Origin of the sequence: Rhodovulum adriaticum (assembly GCF_004345735.1) — a bacterium.
GTDB lineage: Bacteria > Pseudomonadota > Alphaproteobacteria > Rhodobacterales > Rhodobacteraceae > Rhodovulum > Rhodovulum adriaticum.
The window spans coordinates 23,661-46,688 of record NZ_SLXL01000005.1 but is presented as its reverse complement, the minus strand read 5'-3'; the positions used below and the strand labels follow the sequence as shown (position 1 = coordinate 46,688).

Sequence of the window (23,028 nt, the reverse complement as noted above, 5' to 3'; positions counted from 1 at the left end):
GGGGGCATGGGATTTGCGACAGGCCAGTCGTGTCAGTGGACGATTTCCTCTTCGCGGACAAAGAGGTTGGCCCAGGCCCGGTCGATCAGTTCGGGCGACATCTGGTAGGGGATGCCCTCGAATTCGCAGATCGCGATCATCTGGTCGATTAGGAAGACCGGCTGATAATTCGCGTAGACATTGTCGATGGCCGGGTATTTTTCCTGCAACAGGTAGATCAGCGCATCCTCGTCCAGGGGCATCTTCTTCTTGCGGGCGACCAGGGCAAAGATCTTCAGGAAATCGCTTTGGCACGGACCGTCGATCTTGATCTTGAAGAAGATTCGGCGCAGCGCGGCCTTGTCGAAAATCTCGTTCGGGTGAAAGTTGGTGGAGAAAATCACCAGCGTATCGAAGGGCACCTCGAACTTTTCGCCCGATTGCAGGGCCAGGATGTCGCGCCCTTCCTCAAGCGGGACGATCCAGCGGTTGACCAGCGCCTGAGGCGGTTCCTCTTGCCGGCCAAGGTCGTCCACGATGAACACGCCGCCGGTCGATTTCAGTTGCAAGGGCGCCTGATAGGTGCGGGCGGTGGGGTTGTAGACAAGGTCCAGCATGGACAGCGACAACTCGCCCCCCGTCACGACGGTCGGTCGCTGGCACAGCACATAGCGGGTATCGAACCGCCCCGATGTGCGGCGCAGGGATTTCGGGTCGTCGACCAGTTCCTCGGCGGCGGAATGCACGATCGGGTCGTAGACGGTGATGACCTGGCCCGAATACTCGATCGCGCGCGGGATGTAGATCTTGTCGCCCAACGCGTCGCGGATACCGTTTGAGATCGAGGATTTCCCGTTGCCCGGCGGGCCATACATCAGGATCGACCGCCCCGACCCGACCGCGGGGCCAAGGTGGTCCAGCAGCGAATCGGGCAGGATCAGGTGCCCCATGGCCGCGGTCAGCTGGTCGCGGGTGATCTGGATGTTCTTGATCGACTGCCGCTTGACCTGTTCAGAATAGACATCCAGCGGCACCGGCATCGCGCCATAATATTCCGATTGGCTGAGCGCATCCAGCGCCCGCGCCTTGCCCGCGTCGGTCAGTTGATAGCCCATCTCGCCGCCGGAATTGGCGTGCAGGGTGCCCGTGGCCTCCAGCAGTTTCTGGCTGCGGGCCATGTCCACCAGTTCCTGCGTCACCGGGATCGGCAGGCAGATCGCGCGGGCAATCTCTGACACCACGTCCAGGTTCTTGCGAAAGATCGTCTTCAGCAGGATGTCGCGCATCATCACGATGGGCAGGCGCATCTCCTGCAGGCTGCGCGGGGCAGGCGGCGCAAGTACCGTGTTGGTTTCCATGTTCATGGCGGGCCCGGAAATCTGTTTGCGTAACGTGCCAACCCTGCCCCCGCTTTCAGGCAAATCTTGGGCAAGAGGCCGGAGTTTTCAGGCGCGCGGTCGGGGATCAGGCCCCGGTCGCTGCGGCCAGGACCAGATAGGTGATCAGCGCGGGGCCCAGGGCCAGGCCCATCGGGAACTTGCGGTCCTGCCAGGAGGACCAGTCGGGCGCGGCGCGGCGCGCGGCCGGGATCATCCGCGCCAGCCGATGCGTGATGAAGGCCGCCAACAGCAGGATCGCCAGCAGAACCATCGCCAGGGTCAGATCGCCAAGCGCGACGAAGGGCGCCATCGCCGCGGCGAACTTGGCGTCGCCCGCGCCGACCAGCCCGCCCAGGTTCAGCACGAAGCCGATGCCCAGGACCACCGCCAGGTGCAGCCAGCGCCAGGCCCAATCCTCCAGCGGCAGGGCGAACAGGCCGACCACCGCAAAGACGGCGACCAGCGCCATCACCGCGTTGTTGGGGATGCGCATCGCTTTCATGTCGCTCCAGGCCACCCACAAGCCGATGGGCACCACGAAAGGCAGGAACCACAGGGCAGATGCGGCGGCGGTCTGCATGGCGTCAGTTCACTACCGTACCTTCGAGGGCGCGCAGCGCCCTGACCGCGGCCTCGAAATGCTGCGGGTGGGTGTCGATCGCATCCTTCAGCAGGCCGCGCCCGGTTTCCACGTCGCCCTGCTTGATCGCGCTCAGTGCCAGGGTGTGGTATAGCTGCGCGCGTTCGGTCTGGGTCATTTCGACCACGGGCAGCTGATAGTTGCGTTGCGCCCCGCGTGCCAGCACCAGGTTGTTCTTGGCGGTGAACAGTGTCGGGTCAAAGGTGATCGCCTCGACGAACAAACGCTCGGCCTCGTCGAAATCGCCGCGGGTCAGCTTGGAATAGCCCCAGTTGTTCAGCACGCCCGCCGGGCGCGTGGTCAGGCTGACGGCGGTTTCGTAGAAACTGTCGGCCTTGTCCCATTCGCGGTTGCTGTCGGCGATCATCGCCTCCAGGCGGTAGCGCTTATAGGATTCAAAGGTCGGCGGGATGGCGTCCAGCACGGTTTCGGCCTGGTCCCATTTGCCGGTGCGGATCAGCGCGTCGGCATGATCCACCCGGTCATCGTCGGTGGCGTCGGGATGGGCGACGACCTTGTCCCAGGCCTGCACGGCCTCGGTGTTGCGCCCCGCCCGGATCAACGAGCGCGCCAGACCACGCTGCAACGCGATGCGGTCGGGGTCTTCCTTGGCGGCCTTGGCGAAATAGGCGACGGCCTCATCGGGGTCGGCCACCGTCATCATGATGGCGTTCAGATCGCTTTCATCGCCGGCGATCACATCCTGAACCGCGCGATCGACCTCGGCCTGGTCGGTGTTTTCGCACCCCGCAAGCGCCAGCGCGACGGCGGCACAGGCCGATAGGAGGAACCCTTGGCGCATTTTATGCGTCCTTTGCTGCTCTGCCTCTCGGCCTAGGGGGTCGCAAGCAGGCGGTAGGTGTCGCCGCCGCGCCGCATCAGCCGGAATTCGGTCTTTTGTTCCGAATCATAAGCCGGATTCTCGCTTTTTGCGATAGCAAGCTGCAGATTTTCACGGATTTCGTCCGATTCGCCACGGTCCAGCCCGTAAGCGACCTGGAACACCCGGCGCGCCTCGGCGATGCGGCCCTGTTCGATCAGCACCACGCCAAGATTGTTCCAGGCGGGCACAAAGGTTTCGTCTGTCTCGGCGGCGCGGCGCAGGTGCCGTTCGGCCTGGCCCAGGCGTCCCAGGTTCAGGTTGGCCGATCCGATGGCGGTCAGCACCTCGGCGGTCAGCCCGCGTTCGGCCGCGGCGCGGTAATAATCGGTCAGGGCGGCCTCGTACTCGCCGACCGCCATCAGGCGGTGCCCGGTTTCCAGCGGGTCGGTGGCGGCGGGGGCTTGCGGGCCGGTCGCGCCAAGGCAGCCGGCCAACAGCAGGATCAGGCCCATGGCGGCCACGGCGCGCGCGCCGGGCCTAGAACAGGGACGAGTCCGTAAGCGTATCGTAGATCGAGTATACAGAGGGGCCAATCAGGATGATCATCAGCGGGGGAACGGTGAACATCATCGTGCCAAGGGTCAGCTTGGTGGGCAAGACATTCGCCTTTTCCTCGGCCCGCATCACGCGTTTGTCACGCATTTCACCGGCGTACACGCGCAGCGCCTCGGCGATCGAGGTGCCAAAGCTGGCCGACTGGATCAGAACCGTCACGAAAGAGGCCACATCCGGCACGCCGCAGCGTTCGGACATGTCCTTCAGCACCTGGATCTTGTCCTTGCCGGCCTTCAGCTCGTGGGCGACGATTTCATATTCGTCCGCCAGATCGGGGAAGCCCGCGCGGATTTCGCGGCTGACGCGGACGATCGACTGGTCCAGGGACTGGCCGGCCTCGACACAGACCAGCAACATGTCCAGGCTGTCGGGAAAGCCGTTGATGATTTCCTGCTGCCGCGTCTGCAGGCGGCGCTGGACCCAGTATTTCGGCAGGTAATACCCAATCGCCCCCGGGATCAGCAGGTAGGAAATCAGGCTGGACATCGCCACATCGCCGGTGGCCGAGGCGATCACCGCATAAAGCGCGCCCAGAACCAGCATCGCAATTCCCAGGGCGAATTGCGCGAAATGGAAGGTCCGCACCGCCGAACGGGACCGATACCCGGCCTGCAACAGCCGCAGCCGGGCGGCGCTCAGCTCTTCCTCGTCCTGGGGCTCCAGGAACGAGGAGTAGCGATCCAGCTTGTCCGCGCGCGAGGTCGGGCGCAGGCGTTGCTGGTTGGGCTTGGCCTCGGGGCGTTGCTTGCCCTGGGCTTCTTCCTTCAGGCGGTTCAGCGGGTCGTCGCTTTTGCGCAGCAGGCTGGGCAGGGCCAGGATCATCAGCAGCGCCGCCAGCGCGCCCACCGCATAGATCGGTCCCAGGGGGCCGAAACGCTCGACCAGCAGTTCCTGGATCGCGTTGAACAGCGCCATTTTACCCTCCTAGACCTTGATGTTGACCATGATGCGCATGAAAATCACGTTCGCGATCAGGAACCCGCCGACGCCGATGGCGGCGGGAATGAAGGCGGCGGTTTCCTTGACCTCGTCGTAATAGTCCGGCTTCAGCACCGAGATCAGCAGGATCGCCGCGACCGGGAAACCGGACAGGAACATCCCCGACCACTTGGCCTCGGCGGTGATGGCCTTGACCCGGCGGAACAGCTTGAAGCGCGAGCGGATCACCTTGGCCAGGCCGGCCAGAATCTCGGCCAGGTTGCCGCCCGATTGCTGCTGGATGGTCACGGCCACGGCCAGAAAGCGCAAATCCTGCATGTCCATCCGCTCGGCCAGGTCCTTCAGCGCCTCGGCCACGTCGCGGCCATAGGCGGCCTCGTCGGCGATGATGCCGAATTCGGACCCCAGCGGATCGGGCACCTCGCGGGCGACGATGTTGATCGCCGACACGAAGGGATGCCCCACCTTCAGCGAGCGGACCATCAGTTCCACCGCGTCGGGCAGTTGTTCCTCGATCAGGCCCAGGCGCTTCTTGGCCTTGTTGTTGATCCACATGTAGACGCCGCCCACGCCCATCAGGACCGACACCAGTAGGCGGGCGGGCAGGGCGGCCTGGGTGCCGACGGTCAACCCGCCGAAGGCCAGCACCGAAAGCAGGATCATGATCATGATCAACTGCTTGGGCGTGAAGGCGATATTGGCCTTCTGCGCCTTGTCGGCGAGGATCGCGTAAAGCGGGATGCCCCGCGCATTCATGTGCTGGTTCATCTCCTTGCGGAGCTGTTCCAGAACCTCTTCGCGGGCGGTGCCCTTTTCCAGCATCTCCAGCCGGCGGTTCACCCGGCTGTTCAGGCTGATCGACTTGCCGAAAACGGTCAGGTACAGGCCCTCGACCAGCACCAGGACGGAAACGAAAATCAGTCCGTAGATAAGGGGTTCTGCACTGATTTGCATCGCTCAGTTCCCCATGTTCGGCTCGAACAGGCTGGCCGGCAGGTCATAGCCCCACTGGCGGAAGCGGTCCGAGTAATGGCTGCGCACGCCGGTCCCGGTGAAACGCCCGATGATCTTGCCATCGGGTTCCAGCCCCAGCCGTTCGTAGCGGAACACTTCTTGCATGGAGATCACCTCGCCCTCCATGCCGGTGATTTCGGTGATCGACACCATCCGGCGAGAGCCGTCCTGCAGGCGGCTGGCCTGCACGATCAGGTTCACGGCGCTGGCGATCTGGCTGCGAACGGCCTTTAGCGGCATTTCGATCCCGGCCATGGCGATCATGTTTTCCAGGCGCGAAACGGCGTCGCGGGCGTTGTTGGCGTGGATCGTGGTCATCGACCCGTCATGGCCGGTGTTCATCGCCTGCAACATGTCGATGACCTCTTCGCCGCGGGTCTCGCCCACGATGATCCGGTCGGGGCGCATCCGCAGGGCGTTTTTCAGACAGTCGCGCTGGCTGACCCCGCCGCGGCCCTCGACGTTGGGGGGGCGGCTTTCCATCCGGCCGACATGGGTCTGTTGCAGTTGCAGTTCGGCGGTATCCTCGATCGTCAGGATGCGTTCGGAATTGTCGATGAAACTGGACAGCGCGTTCAGCGTGGTCGTCTTGCCCGAGCCGGTCCCGCCGGACACGATGACGTTCAGCCGGCAGGCGACGGCGGCCTCAAGGTAGGTGGCCATTTCCTCGGTGAAGGCGCCGAATTTCACCAGGTCGGGAATGCCCAGCTTGTCCTTCTTGAATTTCCGGATCGATACCAGCGACCCGTCCACCGCGATCGGCGGCACCATCGCGTTGAAGCGTGACCCGTCCGCCAGGCGCGCGTCGACATAGGGGTTGGATTCGTCCACGCGGCGGCCCACGGCGGACACGATCTTGTCGATGATCCGCAGCAGGTGCCGTTCATCCTTGAAGGTGATGTCCGACAGTTCCAGCTTGCCCGCACGCTCGATAAAGATCTGCTTGGGGCCGTTGACCAGGATGTCGTTGACCGTGTCGTCCTGCAACAGCGGTTCCAGCGGGCCCAGGCCGGTCACCTCGTCGAACAGTTCGCGGTGCAGCTGGCTGCGGTCCTCCTTGTTCAGGACGACGCTCATCTCTTCCAGCGCTTCGGAGGTGATCGACTGGATCTCGGCGCGCAGCTCGCTTTCGCTGGCATGTTCCAGCGCGGCCAGGTTCAGGTTTTCCAGCAGGCGCTTGTGCAGCGTGACCTTCAGCTCGGCCAGCCGCTCCTTGCGCTTGCGTTCCTTGTCGGTGGGGACGGCGCGGGCCGGGGCGGTGCGCGCGGGGGGCGCGGCCGGGGTGGGGCTGGCGGGTTTGCGCGCGGGGGCGGCGGCCGCGGCCGGCTTGGCGGCGGCGGGCGCGGGACGGGCGGCGTTCTGGTCGGCCTTCTTGTAGCGCGAAAACATCGTGGTTTCTCCTTGGGGCGCGTCAGGCCGCGTGCGAGCCTTGCGCCGCGTCCTCCAACGCGAACAGCGATTGGGCCAGTTTCTGCACCTCTTTGCGGAGGGGCACCTTGGCCGCGGTTTCAGCCAGGGGCAGACCGTGATCGCCGGCCTGGGCGATCACCTTTCCGCCCTCGGGCAGCAACACCTCCAGCTTGATGTCCAGGCTTTCGGCCATGCGCTTGACCCGGCTGCGCCCGGCCAGGTCGGCGAATTTTGGGGCGCGGTTCAGGATGAAGCGCAGCTTTTCATAGGGCAGTTCCTCGGCCTTGAGGGCCCGGATCATGCGCAGCGTGTTCTGGGCCGAGCGCATGTCCACCTCAAGCAGGGCGAAATAGACATGGGCGGCGTTCAGGACGGTTTCGGTCCATTGCACCAGCGTCGTGGGCATGTCGATGATGACGAAATCGAACTGCGCGCGCGCGGTTTCGACCAGGGTGGCGATGTCCTCGGGGCTGACAAAGTCCAGCGGCAAGATGTCGGCCGGCGCGGTCAGCACCGCCAGTTCGTCGCGATAGCATTGCAGCGCCTGCATGAAACTGTCGGAATCCATAGCAGAGATATCCGAAAGCAGTTCGAACACCACATCCTTGCGCGGCAGGTCCAGATAGGTCGAGGCCGAGCCGAATTGCAGGTCCAGGTCCAGCAGGCAGACCCGCTTGCCGGTTTTGCGCGACAGCAGCGTCAGTTCCCAGGCCATGTTGACCGCGAAATTCGATGCGCCCACCCCGCCGGCCAGACCGTGCACCGCCAGGACAGCGCCCTGATGGTGATCGGTATCCACCTTGTGGCCGCTGGTCGCCGCCGCTGCCGGGGGGGGGGCAACGGGGTCGGGAAATACCGGGCGGCGCAGCCGCTCCAGCGCCTCGTGCAGGGCCTTTTCGGGCAGGGGGTAGGGCACGAAATCGTCGGCGCCCTGCCGCATCAGCTGGTGCAGGGCAATCGGGCTCAGTTCCTCGGCGATCACGACGACCTTTATTCCGCGGGCCTTGGCGGTGCGGATGATCTCTCCGATGAAGGCGGCCTGATCCTCGTCCTCGCTGCCCACGGCCACGGCGATGAATTCCACCGCCGCCGCGTCGGGCTGCCCGAGGAAGGCGATGGCGTCGCCGAAGGAGACATCACCCCAGCTTTCGCCCAGCTCGGTCTCCATGTCCTCGATAAGCAGATCGAATGCATGGATGTCCCGCGACACGGTGCAAGCGGAGATCGTGGCGGGCTCCGATTGATGTGACTGGTGAGACTCTGCCATACTCGTCATCTGTTCTTTTCTCCCTTGCACGTGAACCGGGGGCGGCGGCCGGGGCCTGTCCGCGCGGTTCTGCACGCGACTCAGAGACGCGCACTTGGCGCTTCTCGACAGAGATTGAATGTTAATCGGGGCAACATTACGGCCCAAAAGCCGAAATTGTTGGGAAGGTTGTAAACGACGACCCGCCTTTGGGGATCAGTTGCCCTCGCTCAGGGAGGCGTCGCTTTTGCCGTGGTCCGGCTTGGCGCTGAGGAGGTATTCGTCATAGACGATCTTCATGTATTTGCCGTCATGGACCATCGGGCGCGGCTTGATGAAGCCAGAGACCTCGGTCACGGTGCGCCGGTTGCGCCGCTCGCGCCCCTCGGTGACGATCAGGGGCTGGGTTTCGCCATAAGAAACGACAGCCTCCAGCCGCGACCGGGAAATGCCGCGGGAAACCAGGTAGTTGACCGCCGCGCGCGCCCGGCGCAGGCCCAACCGTTTGTTGTAGGCGGCGCTGCCAACCATGTCGGTATGCCCGTAAACGCGGAAACGGACATGGGGGTAGCGCTGAATCCACTGCGCCTGGGCATCCAGTGCGGCGCGGGCCTGACCGTCCAGCGCGGCGCTGTCGAAGGCGAAGGTGATGGTGTTGGGCGCCTCGGCCGCGAAACGGCGCGACAGGTCGATGATGGCCGATCGCTCACCGCTCATGATCTGGGTATTGTTCATCGTGGCGTTGCCGAAACCGCCCTGATCGAACATCGACGAAGAGCCCTGCATTTGGCAGGCGGGCAGCGCGGCCACCGCGCCAAGCATCGCAATCGAAAGGCGCAGGCGCATGCTCTACTCCATCACATAGCCGTAGGAACCGCTGAAATCCTGGCGCGCGACCTCTCCGGCGGGGCCCTGGACCGGGGTGCCGTTGCCATGGACGCGCCCATGCAGAAACAATTCGCTTTCGCTGGGCAGGGGGGTGCGATCGGTGGGCAGGGTCAGCGCCTCGCCACGGGTCGGGGTCACCAGATGGGCGGTGACGATGATGACCAACTCGCTCTGGTCGCGCTGATACTGGGCGCTGCGGAACAGCGTGCCCAGTACCGGAATGTCGCCCAGCCACGGCACCTGGCCGTTCAGGCTGGTAAAATCGTCCTGCAACAGGCCCGCGATGGCAAAGCTTTCGCCGTCGCGCAGTTCAACCGTGGTCGAGGTGGACCTGTTCGAAAAGCCGCTGATCGAGAAGCCGCCATCGTCATAGGTCACCGTCGGGTCGATGCCGCTGACCTCGGCGTCCATCTTGAGGTTGATATTCTCGCCCACCACCCGCGGGGTGAACTTCAGTGACACGCCAAAGGGTTTGAAGCTGACCGTGACCTGCCCGTCCGCGCCCGACACGGGCACGGGGTATTCGCCACCGGCCAGGAAGTCGGCATCTTGCCCAGACAGGGCCGTCAGGTTCGGTTCCGCCAGGGTGCGAACGAACCCTTTGGTTTCAAGGGCTTCCAGCATGACGGCGAATTCCAGGTCGCCCAGCCCCGCGCCGATCGCGAACACCCCGTTAGAGCTTTCGGATCGGGTGGTGGTCGTCGTGTCGTCCCCGTCGAACAGGTTGAACAGGTTGCTGCCCTCTGTGTACGTGTTCGAGCCGCCCTGATAGCCCACGTCGCCGCCGATCCCGTTGACCGCCAGGCTGGTGCTGAGGCTCTTGGCGACAGAGCGGTTCATCTCGGCGAAGCGCACCTTCAGCATTACCTGCTGGCTGCCGCCCACCGACAGCAGGTTGGACACCTTGCCCGGCGCGTAAAGCGCGGCCAGGCTGAGGGCGCGGTCCACCACCAGGGGCGAACTGACCGTGCCCGACAGGATCAGCCCGTCATTGGCGGCGCGCACCTCGATCCGTTCGCCGGGCAGCACCTGTTGCAGGCGCTCCTTCAATTCGCTGAGATCGGGGGTCACGCGGACCTCGACATTGGTCAACAGCCGCCCGTCGGGCGACAGCAGGGTCAGCGTGGTCCGGCCCGGTGCCTTGCCCAGCACATAGATCATGCGGTCCGACAGGGTCGAGATGTCCGCGATGGCGGGGTTGGATATCGACAGCTCGGCAAAGACCTCGTCGCTTTCCACGACGACAGCACGGTTCACCGGGACCGTCAGCTTGCCCGATGTTCCGCCGCCAAGCGCGCGCAGGGTCTGGGCCGGCGCCATGGCAGACAAGCCGACAGCGCCCGCCAGGCCGAGCAATCCGGCCACAACAAGGCCTTTGAATTTCATGTGATCCTGCCTTTCCGATCACGCCTCAAGGCTGGGTCTTTTTCGCCCGTTGCCGCAGAGCATGATGCAATTCGGGAAAATTTGCAAGAATCAGGGTATTGCAACGCCGAATTGATGTTGGCGCCTTGCAACAGGCCCGGCCGCGGCCCGGTCTGGGCCGCGGCGCGCGGGGTCAATTGGTGCAGGGGATCGGGATTTCCATGACCTGCGAACCGCGGCGCGTGCGCACGGTGCAGGTTTCCTTTTCCTCGACCGGGGCGGGCGCGGATTCTTCGGTCAGGCCCAGCAGGCGCCGTTGATCGACCTGGACGACCTCGGGCACGCTTTGGTCCTCGGGGGAAAGCAGCGACAGCGACAGCCGGCCGGTGGATTGCGCCTGCGCCAGGGCGGCGACCTGTTGCGGAGTCACCTCGACGGTGACGGTGCGCGCGATCAGCGGCTGGGTCGTGTCCTGGTCGGCGATCTGGTCGACCGCGATCAGGCGCACGCCGCTTTGGATCAGTTTCGTGACCTGGTTCCTGTCTATCTTGCCGGTCCAGTAAACATCGATCGTATCGCCCGGCCGCAAGAAGCCGGAGACACCCGATGCCACGTCCACGCGGATGGCAAAGGCGCGCATGCCCTTGCTCAGCCGGGCGGTCAGGCCCGCCTCTCCGCCGGGGTCGGTCAGCTTGACCGCCAGCAGGGGTTCGCCCGCCTCCACCGCGCGCAGCACGGCGCGGCGGGCGGGGCCGTCTGCGGGGAACAGGGCGGCCTGATCGGGAAACGCCCCCTTGGGCAGCCATTCGGCGGGCCATTGCGCTATTGCGACATTTTCGGGGGTCAGTTGCTGGCCATAGCGCAGCGGCGTCTTGGCCACCATCACCGGCACCAGCTTGATCGGCGGTGCGTTCGAGGCGCGCTCCCGGGCGAGGGCCTGCTCATATTGCGTGATATAACCCTGCGCCATGTAGACGGCGAACCCTGCCAGGCCCAGCCCGACGATCAGCACAAGTCCGAAGATCATCCGCATGATCTGGTCCTTTCCTGTTTGCCCCGCCTGTCACGGGTTGTTCTGACTGCGTCGAATCCCTTATCGCTTCGCCGAGCATGGCGCATGAATGCGGCAGGATCGTGGAGCGTTGCGGTCAGTCCTTGAACTCGATCTCTGCGATCCTCTCGGCCAGCAACGTCGCCAGGTTTGAGGTGCTGTTGTTCAGGATCCACAGCACCGTTCCGCCCAAGCCGACCAGAACGGCCGTCAGGATGATGAAATCGACCGTCACGGCCCCATCGTCCTTGAAAAGAAATCGTGCTCGGCGTCGCATGTCCCGTCTACTCGTCCTTGTCGACGCCTGTTCGCATGGCGCTTAGGACCAGTATGACCGGAGAATGTGGGCGCCGCTCGTCAACGGGAAGGCGAAACAATGGCCGTTTTCAAAAAACGCGCGCGGTTTCGCGGCGGCGCAAAAGGAGCAGGGCCGCACCCGGGGTGCGGCCCTGACTTGACGATCCGCCGTGGCGTATCGATTATTCGCCGCCCGCGTCCAGCTGGCTGGTGTAGCCGACCGACTGGCCTTCGATGCTGTCCACGGTCGAGCTGGCCAGGTTTTCGATGCCCAGGCCGACGGTGCTCATCACGACGATGCCCAGGCCCACGATGGCGGCGGTCAGCACGACCCAGTCAACGGTCACGGCGCCGGATTCTTCGTCACGGAAGTTTTTGAAGAAGTTGATCAGTTTCATTGGTAGTCCCTCCAGTAGGATGCTCGCTCAGTTTCGGTTTGCCTTGGCGGGGTCTTTGTGGGCCGGCCTCTGTTTGGCCCGATCTCCGTCTTGGCATGAGCTTATAAAGCCAGTGGATTGGGGCGAGAGTTGGGCTGAGGATTGGCAAATTATGAAGATGCCAGATGCCGCGTTCAAAACCACATAAGTCACTGATTAATAATCAATAAAAATCAGAACTTTTTGTCGAAAAGGTTTCGAATCCCAGTCGTCCAGGCGCGAATCCGGCCTGTTCTGCCCGAATCCGGGGGGCATGTGGTGGTCTTCGCGCGGGATTCTTGCAAAAGTCCCCCAGCCGAAACGACATGGGGGATGGGCACGGGATGAGGCGACCGCTGGTTCTGGACGTGGATGGAACATTCCTGCGTACCGATCTGTTGCTGGAGTGTTTCTGGGCCGGACTGCACCGCGCGCCGCTTGCCACCCTGTCCGCCAGCCTGCGCCACCTGCGCGATCGCGCGGCGCTGAAACGCGCGCTGGCCGATATCGCCACGCCGCGCCTGGACCTGATGCCCCTGAACCCCGATATCGCCGCCCGCGCATTGGAGGCCCGCGAAGCCGGGCGCGAGGTGGTGCTGGCCTCTGCCTCGGATCGCACGCTGGTTGCCGGGCTTGCTGCGCAGTATGGCTTTTCCGCCGATAGCCTGGCCTCGGACGGGCAGACCAACCTGAAGGGGGCGGTCAAGGCGCAGGCGCTGGTCGCGGCCCATGGCGCGCGCGGCTTCGATTACGCAGGCGACAGCGCCGCCGACCGCCCCGTCTGGGAGGCGGCCGAGCGCGCGCTGATCGTGGGGCACAGGCCGCGCATAGCCCGGGCGCTGCGCGCGCGGGGGCACGATGTGCAGGAAATTCCCGGCGGTTGGCACCTGCGCGATCTGGTCCGCGCCCTGCGGCCGCATCAATGGGTCAAGAACGTGCTGCTGTTCCTGCCGATGCTGGCGGCCCATGATTTCGCGCTGAACACGCTGCTGCTGGTGCTGGCCGGTATCGCGGCCTTTTCGGCGGCGGCGTCCTGCATCTATATCGTCAACGACCTGCTGGACCTGGAGGCCGACCGCCTGCACCCGACCAAGTGCAACCGCCCCTTTGCCTGTGGCGCGGTTCCCATCGGCGTGGGGATGTTCACCGCGCTGGTGCTGGCCGGGTTTGCGCTGGGGGGCGGGCTGTTGCTGGGGCCGGCCTTCTTGGCGGTCATCGTGCTGTATATGACGTTGTCGCTGGCCTATTCGCTGCGGCTGAAACGGATGCGTTGGGTGGATATCGCAACGCTGGCCGCGCTGTATACCCTGCGCGTGGTGGCGGGCGCGGCGGCCAGCGGGGTGGCGGCGTCCTTCTTGATGCTGGTCTTTGTCTTTCCGGTGTTCCTGACGCTGGGCTGCGTCAAGCGGATGACGGAACTGGCGCTGGCGCAGAACAACCACCGGCTGCCCGGTCGCGGCTATGCCCGGTCGGACCGGGGCGATTTGCTGAACGTGGCGGGGCTGGGCACCGTGGGCGCGCTGCTGATCTTCTTCAGCTACAGCTTTAGCCCGCAGGCGCAGGCGCTGTATCCGGCGCAATGGCTGCTATGGGTGGCAATGATCCCGATCGCGGTCTGGCTGATCCGCATGGTGCGGCTGGGCTATCGCGGGGCGCAGGATTACGACCCCATCGTGTTCGCCCTGCACGACAAGGCGGGGCTGTCGCTGATTCTGGTCACCCTGGGGCTGATGATGCAGGGCGCGGGTCTGTGGACGCGCTGGCTGGGGCTGTAGTGGCCGCGCGAGCGGCCCCCGCCGTTCAGATCGACATCTTTTTGAAGATCGGTTCCGGGATGGCGCGGATGATGCCCATGATCGCGGTCCAGAACAGCGGCGTGTAGATTACGTTCCGCTTCTTCTCGACCGCTTTCAGAATGTCGGCGGCGACCGTTTCGGGGGGCGCGACCAGGAACATGCCCTCGATCCCCCAGGTCATGGCGGTGTCGGTAAAGCCGGGTTTGACCGTCACCACATGCCCGCCCGCCCGCGTCAGCCGGTTGCGCAGCCCCGACAGATAGGTGCCGAACCCCGCCTTGGCCGCGCCATAGGCATAGTTGCCGATGCGCCCCCGGTCCCCCGCGACCGAGGTGATGCCGACCACCGTGCCGCTGCCGCGCGATTCCATCAGCGGGGCCAGGCGGTGCAGGAACTGCGCCGGTCCGGTAAAGCTGTCCGTGACAACGCCCGCGATCAGCGACGGGTCGGCGTCGATCTCCGCCTGCGGCGGCATCGATCCAACAAAGACCGCCGCGGAAACCGTGCCCTCCAGCCCCTCCAGCCGGTCCAGGATGGGGCCGAAACTGGCCGGGTCGCGCGCATCGAAGGCGACCGTTTCGGCCAGTGCCGCACCGCGCACGCGGGCGTCTGCGGCGTCGCGTTCCAGGTCTGCGGGGGTGCGCCCGGCCAGGATCACGCCGTCGCCCCGTTCGGCCAGTTTGCGGGTAAAGGCGCGCGCCATCGAGGATGAGGCGCCCAGAACGATCCAGGTTTCGGTCATGTCGCGCTCCTCAGCTTCAGGCGCCGGACAAGGTCGGTTTCAAGATGGCCCTCGGGGTCGGCCTTGGCGACCTCTGCCCGCCAATCGGCCAGCTCGGGATACATGGCCGCGATGCTGTCGGGATGGGCCAGCGCGTCCTTGGCAAAGTAAAGCCGCCCGCCCGCGTCCAGCACCTGCTGTTCCAGCCTGGCAAAGATCGCGGGCACCTTGGCCCGCGCCGGGAAATCCACGGCCAGCGTATAGCCCGCCATCGGAAAGGACAGATGCCCCGCGCGCCCCGGCCCCATCTTTTTCAGGACCGCAAGGGGCGAGGCGATGCCGGCCCGCGCGATGGTGGTCAGGATCGCCTTCAGCTCTGGCCCCTTGTCCAGCGGCACGACGCATTGGAACTGGTGAAAGCCGCGCTTGCCGTACAGGCGGTTCCAGTCGTGGATGCGGTCCAGCGGGAAAAAGAAATCCTCCAGCGGGCGGGTGCGCTTGCGCGAGGTGTCGGGAATGCGCGAGATGTAGAAGGCGTTGAACAGCTTGACCACCGGCCAGGACAGCGCGAAATGCGGGGCGTCCAGCGGGACCGACAGGCTGCGCTTTACCGGGCCGGGGCGGCCGCCCTCGGCCAATGTGCCCTCTTCCAGGATGCCGCGGCCCAGCCGTTTGCCGCGTTTGGTCGCGTCGATCCAGCCCACGGTATATTCCGCCTCGGACGTGTCAAAGGCCGCAAGGAAGCTGTCGAAATCGGAGATTCGGGTTTCCTTGACACGCATCCGCTGGCCGGGGATCGCTTTCAGTTGCAGTTTGGCCGACAGGATCGCGCCGGTTTGGCCCTGTCCGCCCATCGTGGCGCGGAACAGGCCCCGGTTCGTCTGCAGCGTTACCTCGCGCGGGCCATTGTCCGTCATCAGCGTCACCGCCAGCACATGCTGGCCGAAACTGCCCGCGTTGTGGTGGTTCTTGCCGTGCACGTCATTGGCGATGCAGCCACCCAGGGTGGCAAAGCCGGTGCCGGGCATTACCGCGGGCATCCAGCCCTTGTGCGCAAAGACGCGCAGCAATTCGGCTATGGTGATCCCGGCCTCTGCCTCGACCACGCCGGTTTCGGCGTCAAAGGACAGCAGGCGATCCATCCGCGTCATGTCGATGGCCGCGCCGCCGTCGTGGATCGGGCCGTCGCCATAGGACCGGCGGTTGCCGATGGCCGGTCCCCGGCCCTGCAGGGCCGCGCTCAGCGCCGACAGCTTTTCGGGGCGGGCCAGTGTGCCGCGCGCCCGCAGCGCCCGGCCCCAGCCCGAATACTCAGCGGTTTTCCACTGCATGGCCTGTCCTTTTCGACATGCGTTCGGCGACGGGAAAGACCATCGCGCCCAAACCGATCGCGAACCACAGCGTGGTGACCCGGATCACCGCGGTGGCTGCAATGGATGTTTCGGGCGGTAACCCCTCCAGCGTCAAGAGCGCGATCATCGCAGCCTCGGCCCCGCCCAGGCCGCCGGGCGCCCCGGTCAGCCCGCCCGCCAGCGTCGCAAAGACAAAGATCGCGGTCGCCGTCCACAGGCCGATATCGGCGCCCAGCCATACCAGCAGGATATGGAAGGCCAGGCCTTCGGCCATCCAGCCCAGGCAGCCCAGGACCACCGCCAGCAGCAGGACGCCGGAATGGCTGAAATGGCGCAAGGCGCGGGCCATCGCGCGCAGCTTGGCAAAGATCCGGGGGCAGCAGCCCAGGGCGCGATAGGTCAGCGTGACGATCGCGGCCAACAGGCGCGGGCGCGTGGCCACAACCGCCGTGCCCAGGGCCAGACCCGCCAGCGGCAGGGCGCCGGTGATCCCCTTGGCCGACAGCGCCAGCGCGGCGCCCAGGATCAGCGCCATCGCCACCAGATCGGCGGCCCGGTCCACCAGGAACAGCGGGGCAGAGCGGTCCAGCGGCACGCCGGTTTCCCGCCGGATCCAGCGGATGCGCACCATTTCGCCCACCCGGCCCGGTGTCGCGCTCATCAGGAAGCCGCCAAAGAAATGGCGGATATCGCGCAGCAGCCCGGGCGGCAGGCCGATCCGGCGGGCAAACAGGTGCCAGCGCAGCGCGCGCATGACGTAGTTGACCAGCGACAACCCCAGCAGCAGGGCAATCTGCACCGGACCCAGCCGGGCCAGTTGCGCCGCGGTTTCCTGCCATCCGGTGGCGGCGGCCAGCCCGAACAGGCCGATAGCGACCAGCGCGAACAGCGCCAGCATCAGCACGGTATCGCGCCAGCGGCGGCGCGGGGCGGGAAGGGGCGGGGTCATGGTCATGTCACCGCCCATCATAGCAGCAGAAAAGCGCGGGAATATGAAGCCGTTTCCGGGCCGCGCCCATGAAAAGGGCCGCGCCGGGCCTGTGCCCCGCGCGGCCCCCTGTGGCGGTTGCCTCGGTCAGCCGACGATGGTTGCCTCGGTGGCGGCGCGGATCTCGTCCTCACTCACGCCCTCGGCGCATTCGACGATCTTCAGGCCGCCCTCGACCACGTCCAGAACGCCCAGGTTGGTGATGATCCGGTTGACCACGCCCGTTCCGGTCAGCGGCAGGGTGCAGTCCTTCAGCAGTTTGCTGTCGCCATGCTTGTTGGTGTGATCCATCACGATCACGACCCGCTTGACGCCCGCAACCAGATCCATCGCGCCGCCCATGCCCTTGACCAGCTTGCCGGGGATCATCCAGTTGGCCAGATCGCCCTTTTCGCTGACCTCCATCGCGCCCAGGATCGCCATCGCGATCTTGCCGCCCCGGATCATGCCAAAGCTTTGCGCGCTGTCGAAATAGGCCGAGTGGGGCAGTTCGGTGATGGTCTGCTTGCCCGCGTTGATCAGGTCGGGGTCTTCCTCACCCTCCAGCGGGAAGGGGCCAAGGCCCAGCATCCCGTTTTCCGATTGCAGCGTGACATGCACGCCCTCGGGGATGTGGTTGGCCACCAGCGTCGGAATCCCGATGCCAAGGTTCACATACATCCCGTCTTTCAGTTCCTGCGCGGCGCGCGCCGCGATCTGGTTACGATCCCAGGCCATGGTGTTCCTCCTTACGCCGCGCGGGTGGTGCGTTGTTCGATGCGTTTTTCGTGTTCGCCCTTGATCAGGCGGTGCACGTAGATGCCGGGCAGGTGGATGTTGTCGGGGTCCAGCTGACCGGGTTCGACGATCTCCTCCACCTCGGCGACGCAGACCTTGCCGCACATCGCGGCGGGCGGGTTGAAGTTGCGGGCGGTCTTGCGGAACACCAGGTTGCCGGTGGTGTCGGCCTTCCATGCCTTGACGATGGACAGGTCCGCCACGATCCCGCGTTCCAGGATGTAGGTTTCGCCGTCGAACTCCTTGTGTTCCTTGCCCTCGGCGATCTGGGTGCCCACACCGGTTTTCGTGTAGAACCCGGGGATGCCGCAGCCGCCGGCGCGCATCCGTTCGGCCAGCGTGCCCTGGGGGTTGAATTCCAGCTCCAGCTCACCCGACAGGTATTGGCGCATGAATTCGGCATTCTCGCCCACATAGGACGAGATCATCTTTTTCACCTGCCGCGTCTGCAACAGGATGCCGATACCGAAATCGTCCACGCCCGCGTTGTTGGAGGCGAAGGTCAGATCCTTGGTCCCGGCCTGTTTGATCGCCTCGATCAGCATTTCCGGGATGCCGCACAGACCGAAACCGCCCGCGGCGATGAACATGCCGTCGGACAGAAGCCCGTCCAGGGCCTCCGCGGCGCTGCCATATACCTTGTTCATGGAACTCTCCCCGTTCGAACCATTGGCGAAAGTTGTGGCGAAGGGGCGCGGGCAAGTCAATGAAGGGGGCAACCTTTGGCCCCGCGTCGGCGCGGCTAGAGGATGCGGACCTGCGTGCCGACCGGCGTGATCTGAAACAGTTCGGCGATCATCTCGTTGTAAAGGCCGATGCAGCCATCCGAGGACCGCCGCCCGATCTTGCGCGTATCGTGGGTGCCATGGATCAGGTAGGCGGGCCAGGACAGGTACATCGCATGGGTGCCCAGCGGGTTGTCGGGCCCCGGCGGCATGTATTTCAGATCCGGGTTCCGCTCCAGCATGGATGGCGTGGGGGTCCAGTCCGGCCCGACGCGCTTGCGCACCACTTCGGTATAGCCGCGCTTGGTCAATTCGTCACTGATCGGGACCGAGGTCGGATAGACGCGATAGTCCGTGCCCTCGCCGTTCCAGTAGTGCAGGGCGCGCGAGACGGTATCGGCGACGATCACCCCCTTGCCCAACGTGTCGAAGTGATCGCGCCAGTCCTGCTGGGAAAAGCTGGAAATGTTGTGGCGGACACCGTCCGCCGTCTTTGCCCGCCCGATGACAGGGGCCACGAGGCCCGCACCGAGTGTCGCCACGGCAGCGCGGCGTGTGAAACGTCTGTCCAGCATGCAATACCCTCCTGTCTGCGCAGAGCAGTTGCCCAATTGCGCGGGCAGAGGCCAGTCACGCTGCATCACACCTCGGTGCGCCTGGTGTCAGTCGTCCTTTTTGGCGGCGGTCTTGCGCGTCGTGGTCTTTTTGGCCGTGGTCTTTTTCGGGGTGGTTTTCTTGGCGGCCGGTTTCTTGGCAGCGGTTTTCTTGCCGCCCTTCTTGGCCGCCTTTTCCGCGATCAGCGCCACGGCCATTTCCATGGTCACGTCGGCCGGTTCCACATCCTTGGGCAGGGTGGCGTTGACCTTGTCCCATTTGACGTAAGGGCCATAGCGCCCCTCCATCACGTTGACCGGCCCGCCGCTTTCGGGATGTTCGCCCAGTTCCTTCAGCGCCTTGGCGGTGGTGCCGCGCCCGCGCGTCTTTTTCGCGGCCAGCAACTCGACCGCGCGGTTCATGCCCACGGTGAACACCTCGTCAACCTCGGGCAGGTTGGCGTATTTCTTGCCGTGCCGGACATAGGGGCCATACCGCCCGATCCCGGCCTCTACAGGTTCGCCATCGTCGGGGTGGGGGCCAATTTCGCGCGGCAGGCTGAGCAGCATCAGCGCCTTGTCCAGGTCGATCTCTTCGGGGGCCCAGCCCTTGGGCAGGCTGGCGCGCGGCGGTTTCGGCTGGTCCTCGGTCGGTTCGCCCTTTTGCACATAGGGGCCGAAACGGCCGTTGCGCAGGGTGATTTCCTCGTCCCCGTCATGGCCCAGAACCTTGCCGTCCAGTTGCGCGGCCGGATCGTCGCTGGGCGCCGACAGCGGGCGGGTATAGCGGCATTCGGGGTAGTTGTTGCAGCCGATGAATGCCCCGCCAGAGCGGGCGGTTTTCAGGTTCAGCCGACCCACCCCGCATTTGGGGCAGACGCGCGGGTCGGTTCCATCCTCGCGCGGGGGGTACAGGTGCGGCGACAGCACCTCGTCGATCTTTTCCAGCACTTCCGTGATGCGCAGGTCGGCGGTTTCAGCAATGGCCGCCGAGAAATCGCGCCAGAAGCGGGACAGAACGTCGTGATAATCGCGGTCCCCGGCGGACACGTCGTCCAGCTGGTCCTCCAGGTCGGCGGTGAACTCATAACCCACGTATTTCGGGAAGTAGTTGGACAGAAAGGCCGTCACCAGCCGCCCCTTGTCCTCGGGGATCAGGCGGTTCTTGTCCTTGGTGACATAGCCCCGGTCCTGGATCGTCGTGACGATGGACGCATAGGTAGAGGGCCGGCCGATCCCCAACTCCTCCATCCGCTTGACCAGCGTCGCTTCGGTGTAGCGCGGGGGCGGCTGGGTGAAATGCTGTTCGGGCGTCACGCTTTCGCGTTTCGCGGCCTCGCCCTCCATGATCTGGGGCAGGCGCTTGTCGTCGTCGTCAATGACATCGTCGCGCCCCTCTTCGTAGACCTTGAGGAACCCGTCGAACAGCACGACCTGGCCGGTGGCGCGCAGGCCGACCTGTTTGTCGCCGCTGAGAACCTCAACCGTCGTGCGTTCCAGCCGGGCGGCCTCCATCTGGCTGGCCAGCGTGCGTTTCCAGATCAGGTCATACAGCTTGCGCTGGTCGGTATCGGTGGTTTTCAGCTTGCCCGCGTCCCGCGTCATGTCGGTGGGGCGGATACATTCGTGGGCCTCTTGCGCGTTCTTGGCCTTGTTCTTGTACATGCGCGGGGATTTCGGGACGTAATCCGCGCCATAGCGATCCTTGATCGCGTCGCGCGCGGCCATCACCGCCTCTGGCGCCATATCGATCCCGTCGGTCCGCATGTAGGTGATATGCCCCGCCTCATACAGACGCTGGGCCGCCTGCATGGTCTGGCGCGCGCCAAAGCCGAACTTGCGGCTGGCCTCTTGTTGCAGGGTCGAGGTCATGAAGGGCGGCGCGGGGTTGCGGTTGGCCGGTTTCGCCTCGACCGAGGCGATGGTGAAATCGCGGCTGTTGATCGCCTGCACCGCCAGTTCGGCCGCCGTTTCGTTCTCGATGTCGTATTTGTCCAGCTTCTGGCCGCCCAGAACGGTCAACCGCGCCTCGTAGGTCTGGCCGCGGGGTGTGGCGAAGATCGCCTTGACCGACCAGTATTCGCGGGGGCGAAAGGCCTCGATCTCCATCTCGCGCTCGACGATCAGGCGCAGGCAGACCGATTGCACCCGGCCCGCCGATTTCGCACCGGGCAGCTTGCGCCACAGCACCGGCGACAGGTTGAAGCCCACCAGATAATCCAGCGCCCGGCGCGCCAGATAGGCATGCACCAGCGGTTCGTCCACCTGCCGGGGGTTTTTCATCGCCTCGGTCACGGCGGATTTGGTGATCGCGTTGAACACCACGCGGCTGACGGCGGTGTCTTTCTTGATCGCGCGGCGCTTTTTCAGCGCCTCTTCCAGGTGCCAGGAAATCGCCTCGCCCTCGCGGTCGGGGTCGGTGGCGAGGATCAGCGCGTTGTCGTCCTTCAGCGCGTCGGCGATCGCCTTGACATGCTTGCGGCTGTCGGTGGCGACCTCCCATTTCATTTCGAAATCATGCTCGGGATCGACCGATCCGTCCTTGGGCGGCAGGTCGCGAACATGCCCGTAGGAGGCCAGAACCGTGTAGTCGTCCCCCAGATACTTGTTGATTGTCTTGGCTTTAGCCGGGGATTCGACAACGACGACGGGCATGAAAATCCTTTCGACTCTTGGCACATGGCCTTGGCGGCGCAAGATGTGGGGGGCGTGGGGGGATTGTCAATGCAGGGCTGCAGCGCGGTCGGGCCGCAAATCGTCGAATGGCCGGGCGGCCCGCGGCTGTCGTCGCGCATCTGGGCGCCGTGGCGGCGGCGCGTTCAGTCCCGCCGCGACAGCAGGCCGCCCGGCGCGCGGGCAATCCGCCCCTCCAGCTCCAGCGTCACCAGTTCGGGGGTCACGCGCCCGGCGGGCAGGCCCATATCGCGGATCAACTGGTCCTCTGCCAGGGGCGAGGGGCCCAGATGGCTGAGGATCTGCCGGTGCAGGTCCGCGGTTGCGGGGCGGTCGCGCTGCGCATGCGCGGGGGTTTGGGGCACCTCGGTGATGCGGCGGCGCGGTTTGGGCGGGGGCGGCGCGGTTTCGGCGATGCCGGGCAAGGGGGGCGCCGCCGCGCCGCTCAGCGCCTCGGCCACGTCGTCGGGGCCGCGCACCAGCACCGCACCGTCGCGGATCAACATGTTGCAGCCCGCCGCGCGCGCGTCGAACGGGTGACCGGGCACGGCCAGCACCTCGCGCCCCTGGTCCAGGGCGGTTTTCGCGGTAATCAGGCTGCCTGAACGCGCCGCGGCCTCTACCACGACCACGGCGCGGGCCAGCCCCGAGATGATCCGGTTGCGCTGCGGGAAATGCCGCGCCTGCGGGTGCAGGCCGGGGGGATGCTCGCTCAGCCGCAGGCCCTTTTCGCCGATGTCGCGGAAAAGGCCGGTGTTTTCGGCGGGGTAGGGAATGTCGATGCCGCCGGCCTGCACGGCGATGGTCCCGCCCTCCAGCGCGGCCAGATGCGCGGCGCGGTCGATCCCGCGGGCCAGACCCGACACGATCACGAAGCCCGCGCCGGTCAACCCCTCGGCCAGGCGGCGGGCCATGCGCGTGCCCAGAGAGGATGCATTGCGCGCCCCCACTAGCGCCACCATCGGGCGGGTGGCCAGGTCCAGCCGACCCAAGGCCCACAGAAACGGCGGCGCGTCGGACAGATCCATCAGCGCGGCCGGATAACCCGGCGCGCCATAGGGCAAGGGCACCGCGCCCAGGTGGCGGCCGCGGTCCAGTTCGGCGCGGGCGGTGTCGGCGGAACAGGGGGCGTATTCGGTGACCCCGGCGCTGCGGGCAACGCCGGGCAGGGCGTCCAGCGCGGCCTCTGCGCTGCCATGTTCCCCCAGCAGCCGGAAAAAGGTCGTTGCGCCGACCCGGCGCGACCGGATGAGACGAAGCCACGCAACCAGGGAGTCTTCCCGGGTGGGTGGTGCGAGGGGGTGGTAGGAAGAAATGCTCTCCACGTTTCGCAGCTCCGCT

At 65.5% G+C, this 23,028-nt stretch carries 22 protein-coding genes; 1 reads left to right on the top strand and 21 read right to left on the bottom strand.

The genetic code is table 11. The features are described 5' to 3' along the window. Positions 1-32 precede the first annotated feature (32 nt). The 13 genes from EV656_RS09125 to EV656_RS09065 form a co-directional block, all read right to left on the bottom strand. A complete protein-coding gene (locus EV656_RS09125; RefSeq protein ID WP_132602641.1) occupies positions 33-1,343 on the bottom strand; it encodes a P-loop NTPase family protein in 1,311 nt (436 codons plus the stop codon). Between the two features lie 100 nt (positions 1,344-1,443). Continuing rightward, positions 1,444-1,938 (bottom strand): prepilin peptidase, encoded by a 495-nt coding sequence (locus EV656_RS09120; protein WP_132602638.1) that lies wholly within the window; start codon positions 1,936-1,938, stop codon positions 1,444-1,446. 4 nt (positions 1,939-1,942) lie between these two features. Next, complete coding sequence (locus EV656_RS09115) at positions 1,943-2,800, bottom strand: tetratricopeptide repeat protein (protein WP_132602635.1); 858 nt, start codon at positions 2,798-2,800, stop codon at positions 1,943-1,945. Positions 2,801-2,832: 32 nt separating this feature from the next. After that, positions 2,833-3,333, bottom strand: a complete 501-nt coding sequence (locus EV656_RS09110) for a tetratricopeptide repeat protein (RefSeq protein WP_132603021.1) — start codon at positions 3,331-3,333, stop codon at positions 2,833-2,835. A gap of 25 nt (positions 3,334-3,358) precedes the next feature. Next, positions 3,359-4,351, bottom strand: a complete 993-nt coding sequence (locus tag EV656_RS09105) for a type II secretion system F family protein (protein WP_132602632.1) — start codon at positions 4,349-4,351, stop codon at positions 3,359-3,361. Between the two features lie 9 nt (positions 4,352-4,360). After that, positions 4,361-5,329: a type II secretion system F family protein gene (locus tag EV656_RS09100; RefSeq protein WP_132602629.1), complete on the bottom strand. Its 969-nt coding sequence runs from the start codon at positions 5,327-5,329 to the stop codon at positions 4,361-4,363. A gap of 3 nt (positions 5,330-5,332) precedes the next feature. Further along, on the bottom strand, positions 5,333-6,778 hold the full coding sequence (locus EV656_RS09095) for a TadA family conjugal transfer-associated ATPase (RefSeq protein WP_132602626.1): 1,446 nt from the start codon (positions 6,776-6,778) through the stop codon (positions 5,333-5,335). A gap of 22 nt (positions 6,779-6,800) precedes the next feature. Then, a complete protein-coding gene (locus tag EV656_RS09090) occupies positions 6,801-8,075 on the bottom strand; it encodes a CpaE/TadZ family protein (protein WP_132602623.1) in 1,275 nt (424 codons plus the stop codon). Positions 8,076-8,261: 186 nt separating this feature from the next. Continuing rightward, positions 8,262-8,891, bottom strand: coding sequence for an OmpA family protein (locus tag EV656_RS09085; RefSeq protein WP_132602620.1), 630 nt, complete (start codon positions 8,889-8,891; stop codon positions 8,262-8,264). A 3-nt stretch (positions 8,892-8,894) separates the two neighbouring features. Next, a complete protein-coding gene (locus EV656_RS09080; protein WP_132602617.1) occupies positions 8,895-10,319 on the bottom strand; it encodes a type II and III secretion system protein family protein in 1,425 nt (474 codons plus the stop codon). A gap of 172 nt (positions 10,320-10,491) precedes the next feature. Beyond that, positions 10,492-11,331 (bottom strand): Flp pilus assembly protein CpaB, encoded by an 840-nt coding sequence (cpaB, locus tag EV656_RS09075; protein WP_132602614.1) that lies wholly within the window; start codon positions 11,329-11,331, stop codon positions 10,492-10,494. Positions 11,332-11,446: 115 nt separating this feature from the next. Continuing rightward, entirely contained in the window at positions 11,447-11,584 is a 138-nt protein-coding gene (locus tag EV656_RS09070; RefSeq protein ID WP_207287153.1) for a hypothetical protein, read from the bottom strand. Between the two features lie 244 nt (positions 11,585-11,828). After that, on the bottom strand, positions 11,829-12,044 hold the full coding sequence (locus EV656_RS09065; protein WP_132602608.1) for a pilus assembly protein: 216 nt from the start codon (positions 12,042-12,044) through the stop codon (positions 11,829-11,831). A gap of 362 nt (positions 12,045-12,406) precedes the next feature. On the opposite strand from EV656_RS09065, the gene EV656_RS09060 reads away from it, so the two are divergent. Then, positions 12,407-13,837 (top strand): UbiA family prenyltransferase, encoded by a 1,431-nt coding sequence (locus EV656_RS09060; RefSeq protein ID WP_242469124.1) that lies wholly within the window; start codon positions 12,407-12,409, stop codon positions 13,835-13,837. A 25-nt stretch (positions 13,838-13,862) separates the two neighbouring features. Here the strand turns inward: EV656_RS09060 and EV656_RS09055 are convergent, their stop codons facing one another. From EV656_RS09055 to dprA, 8 genes are all read right to left on the bottom strand, one after another. Then, complete coding sequence (locus tag EV656_RS09055; RefSeq protein WP_132602602.1) at positions 13,863-14,600, bottom strand: SDR family NAD(P)-dependent oxidoreductase; 738 nt, start codon at positions 14,598-14,600, stop codon at positions 13,863-13,865. Beyond that, the gene (locus EV656_RS09050) at positions 14,597-15,910 is read right to left on the bottom strand and encodes an FAD-binding oxidoreductase (protein ID WP_132602599.1); all 1,314 of its coding nucleotides are present in this window, start codon (positions 15,908-15,910) and stop codon (positions 14,597-14,599) included. Before EV656_RS09050 ends, EV656_RS09055 begins: the two co-directional genes overlap by 4 nt. Beyond that, positions 15,891-16,880 (bottom strand): lysylphosphatidylglycerol synthase transmembrane domain-containing protein, encoded by a 990-nt coding sequence (locus EV656_RS09045; protein ID WP_306666793.1) that lies wholly within the window; start codon positions 16,878-16,880, stop codon positions 15,891-15,893. Before EV656_RS09045 ends, EV656_RS09050 begins: the two co-directional genes overlap by 20 nt. Before the next feature lie 126 nt (positions 16,881-17,006). Then, positions 17,007-17,636, bottom strand: coding sequence for a CoA transferase subunit B (locus tag EV656_RS09040; RefSeq protein WP_132602594.1), 630 nt, complete (start codon positions 17,634-17,636; stop codon positions 17,007-17,009). Between the two features lie 11 nt (positions 17,637-17,647). Beyond that, complete coding sequence (locus EV656_RS09035; RefSeq protein WP_132602591.1) at positions 17,648-18,343, bottom strand: CoA transferase subunit A; 696 nt, start codon at positions 18,341-18,343, stop codon at positions 17,648-17,650. 95 nt (positions 18,344-18,438) lie between these two features. Then, positions 18,439-18,996, bottom strand: a complete 558-nt coding sequence (locus EV656_RS09030) for a L,D-transpeptidase (protein WP_132602588.1) — start codon at positions 18,994-18,996, stop codon at positions 18,439-18,441. Between the two features lie 87 nt (positions 18,997-19,083). Beyond that, entirely contained in the window at positions 19,084-21,669 is a 2,586-nt protein-coding gene (topA, locus tag EV656_RS09025) for a type I DNA topoisomerase (RefSeq protein WP_132602585.1), read from the bottom strand. Positions 21,670-21,833: 164 nt separating this feature from the next. Continuing rightward, positions 21,834-23,003, bottom strand: coding sequence for a DNA-processing protein DprA (gene dprA / locus EV656_RS09020; protein WP_243695694.1), 1,170 nt, complete (start codon positions 23,001-23,003; stop codon positions 21,834-21,836). Positions 23,004-23,028: the final 25 nt, after the last annotated feature.

Bases quoted from the DNA above. Each gene is read 5' to 3' on its own strand.
- EV656_RS09125 (WP_132602641.1), bottom strand. From the start codon at position 1,343: ATGAACATGGAAACCAACACGGTACTTGCGCCGCCTGCCCCGCGCAGC.
- EV656_RS09120 (WP_132602638.1), bottom strand. From the start codon at position 1,938: ATGCAGACCGCCGCCGCATCTGCCCTGTGGTTCCTGCCTTTCGTGGTG.
- EV656_RS09115 (WP_132602635.1), bottom strand. From the start codon at position 2,800: ATGCGCCAAGGGTTCCTCCTATCGGCCTGTGCCGCCGTCGCGCTGGCG.
- EV656_RS09110 (WP_132603021.1), bottom strand. From the start codon at position 3,333: ATGGGCCTGATCCTGCTGTTGGCCGGCTGCCTTGGCGCGACCGGCCCG.
- EV656_RS09105 (WP_132602632.1), bottom strand. From the start codon at position 4,351: ATGGCGCTGTTCAACGCGATCCAGGAACTGCTGGTCGAGCGTTTCGGC.
- EV656_RS09100 (WP_132602629.1), bottom strand. From the start codon at position 5,329: ATGCAAATCAGTGCAGAACCCCTTATCTACGGACTGATTTTCGTTTCC.
- EV656_RS09095 (WP_132602626.1), bottom strand. From the start codon at position 6,778: ATGTTTTCGCGCTACAAGAAGGCCGACCAGAACGCCGCCCGTCCCGCG.
- EV656_RS09090 (WP_132602623.1), bottom strand. From the start codon at position 8,075: ATGACGAGTATGGCAGAGTCTCACCAGTCACATCAATCGGAGCCCGCC.
- EV656_RS09085 (WP_132602620.1), bottom strand. From the start codon at position 8,891: ATGCGCCTGCGCCTTTCGATTGCGATGCTTGGCGCGGTGGCCGCGCTG.
- EV656_RS09080 (WP_132602617.1), bottom strand. From the start codon at position 10,319: ATGAAATTCAAAGGCCTTGTTGTGGCCGGATTGCTCGGCCTGGCGGGC.
- cpaB (WP_132602614.1), bottom strand. From the start codon at position 11,331: ATGCGGATGATCTTCGGACTTGTGCTGATCGTCGGGCTGGGCCTGGCA.
- EV656_RS09065 (WP_132602608.1), bottom strand. From the start codon at position 12,044: ATGAAACTGATCAACTTCTTCAAAAACTTCCGTGACGAAGAATCCGGC.
- EV656_RS09060 (WP_242469124.1), top strand. From the start codon at position 12,407: ATGAGGCGACCGCTGGTTCTGGACGTGGATGGAACATTCCTGCGTACC.
- EV656_RS09055 (WP_132602602.1), bottom strand. From the start codon at position 14,600: ATGACCGAAACCTGGATCGTTCTGGGCGCCTCATCCTCGATGGCGCGC.
- EV656_RS09050 (WP_132602599.1), bottom strand. From the start codon at position 15,910: ATGCAGTGGAAAACCGCTGAGTATTCGGGCTGGGGCCGGGCGCTGCGG.
- EV656_RS09045 (WP_306666793.1), bottom strand. From the start codon at position 16,880: ATGACCCCGCCCCTTCCCGCCCCGCGCCGCCGCTGGCGCGATACCGTG.
- EV656_RS09040 (WP_132602594.1), bottom strand. From the start codon at position 17,636: ATGGCCTGGGATCGTAACCAGATCGCGGCGCGCGCCGCGCAGGAACTG.
- EV656_RS09035 (WP_132602591.1), bottom strand. From the start codon at position 18,343: ATGAACAAGGTATATGGCAGCGCCGCGGAGGCCCTGGACGGGCTTCTG.
- EV656_RS09030 (WP_132602588.1), bottom strand. From the start codon at position 18,996: ATGCTGGACAGACGTTTCACACGCCGCGCTGCCGTGGCGACACTCGGT.
- topA (WP_132602585.1), bottom strand. From the start codon at position 21,669: ATGCCCGTCGTCGTTGTCGAATCCCCGGCTAAAGCCAAGACAATCAAC.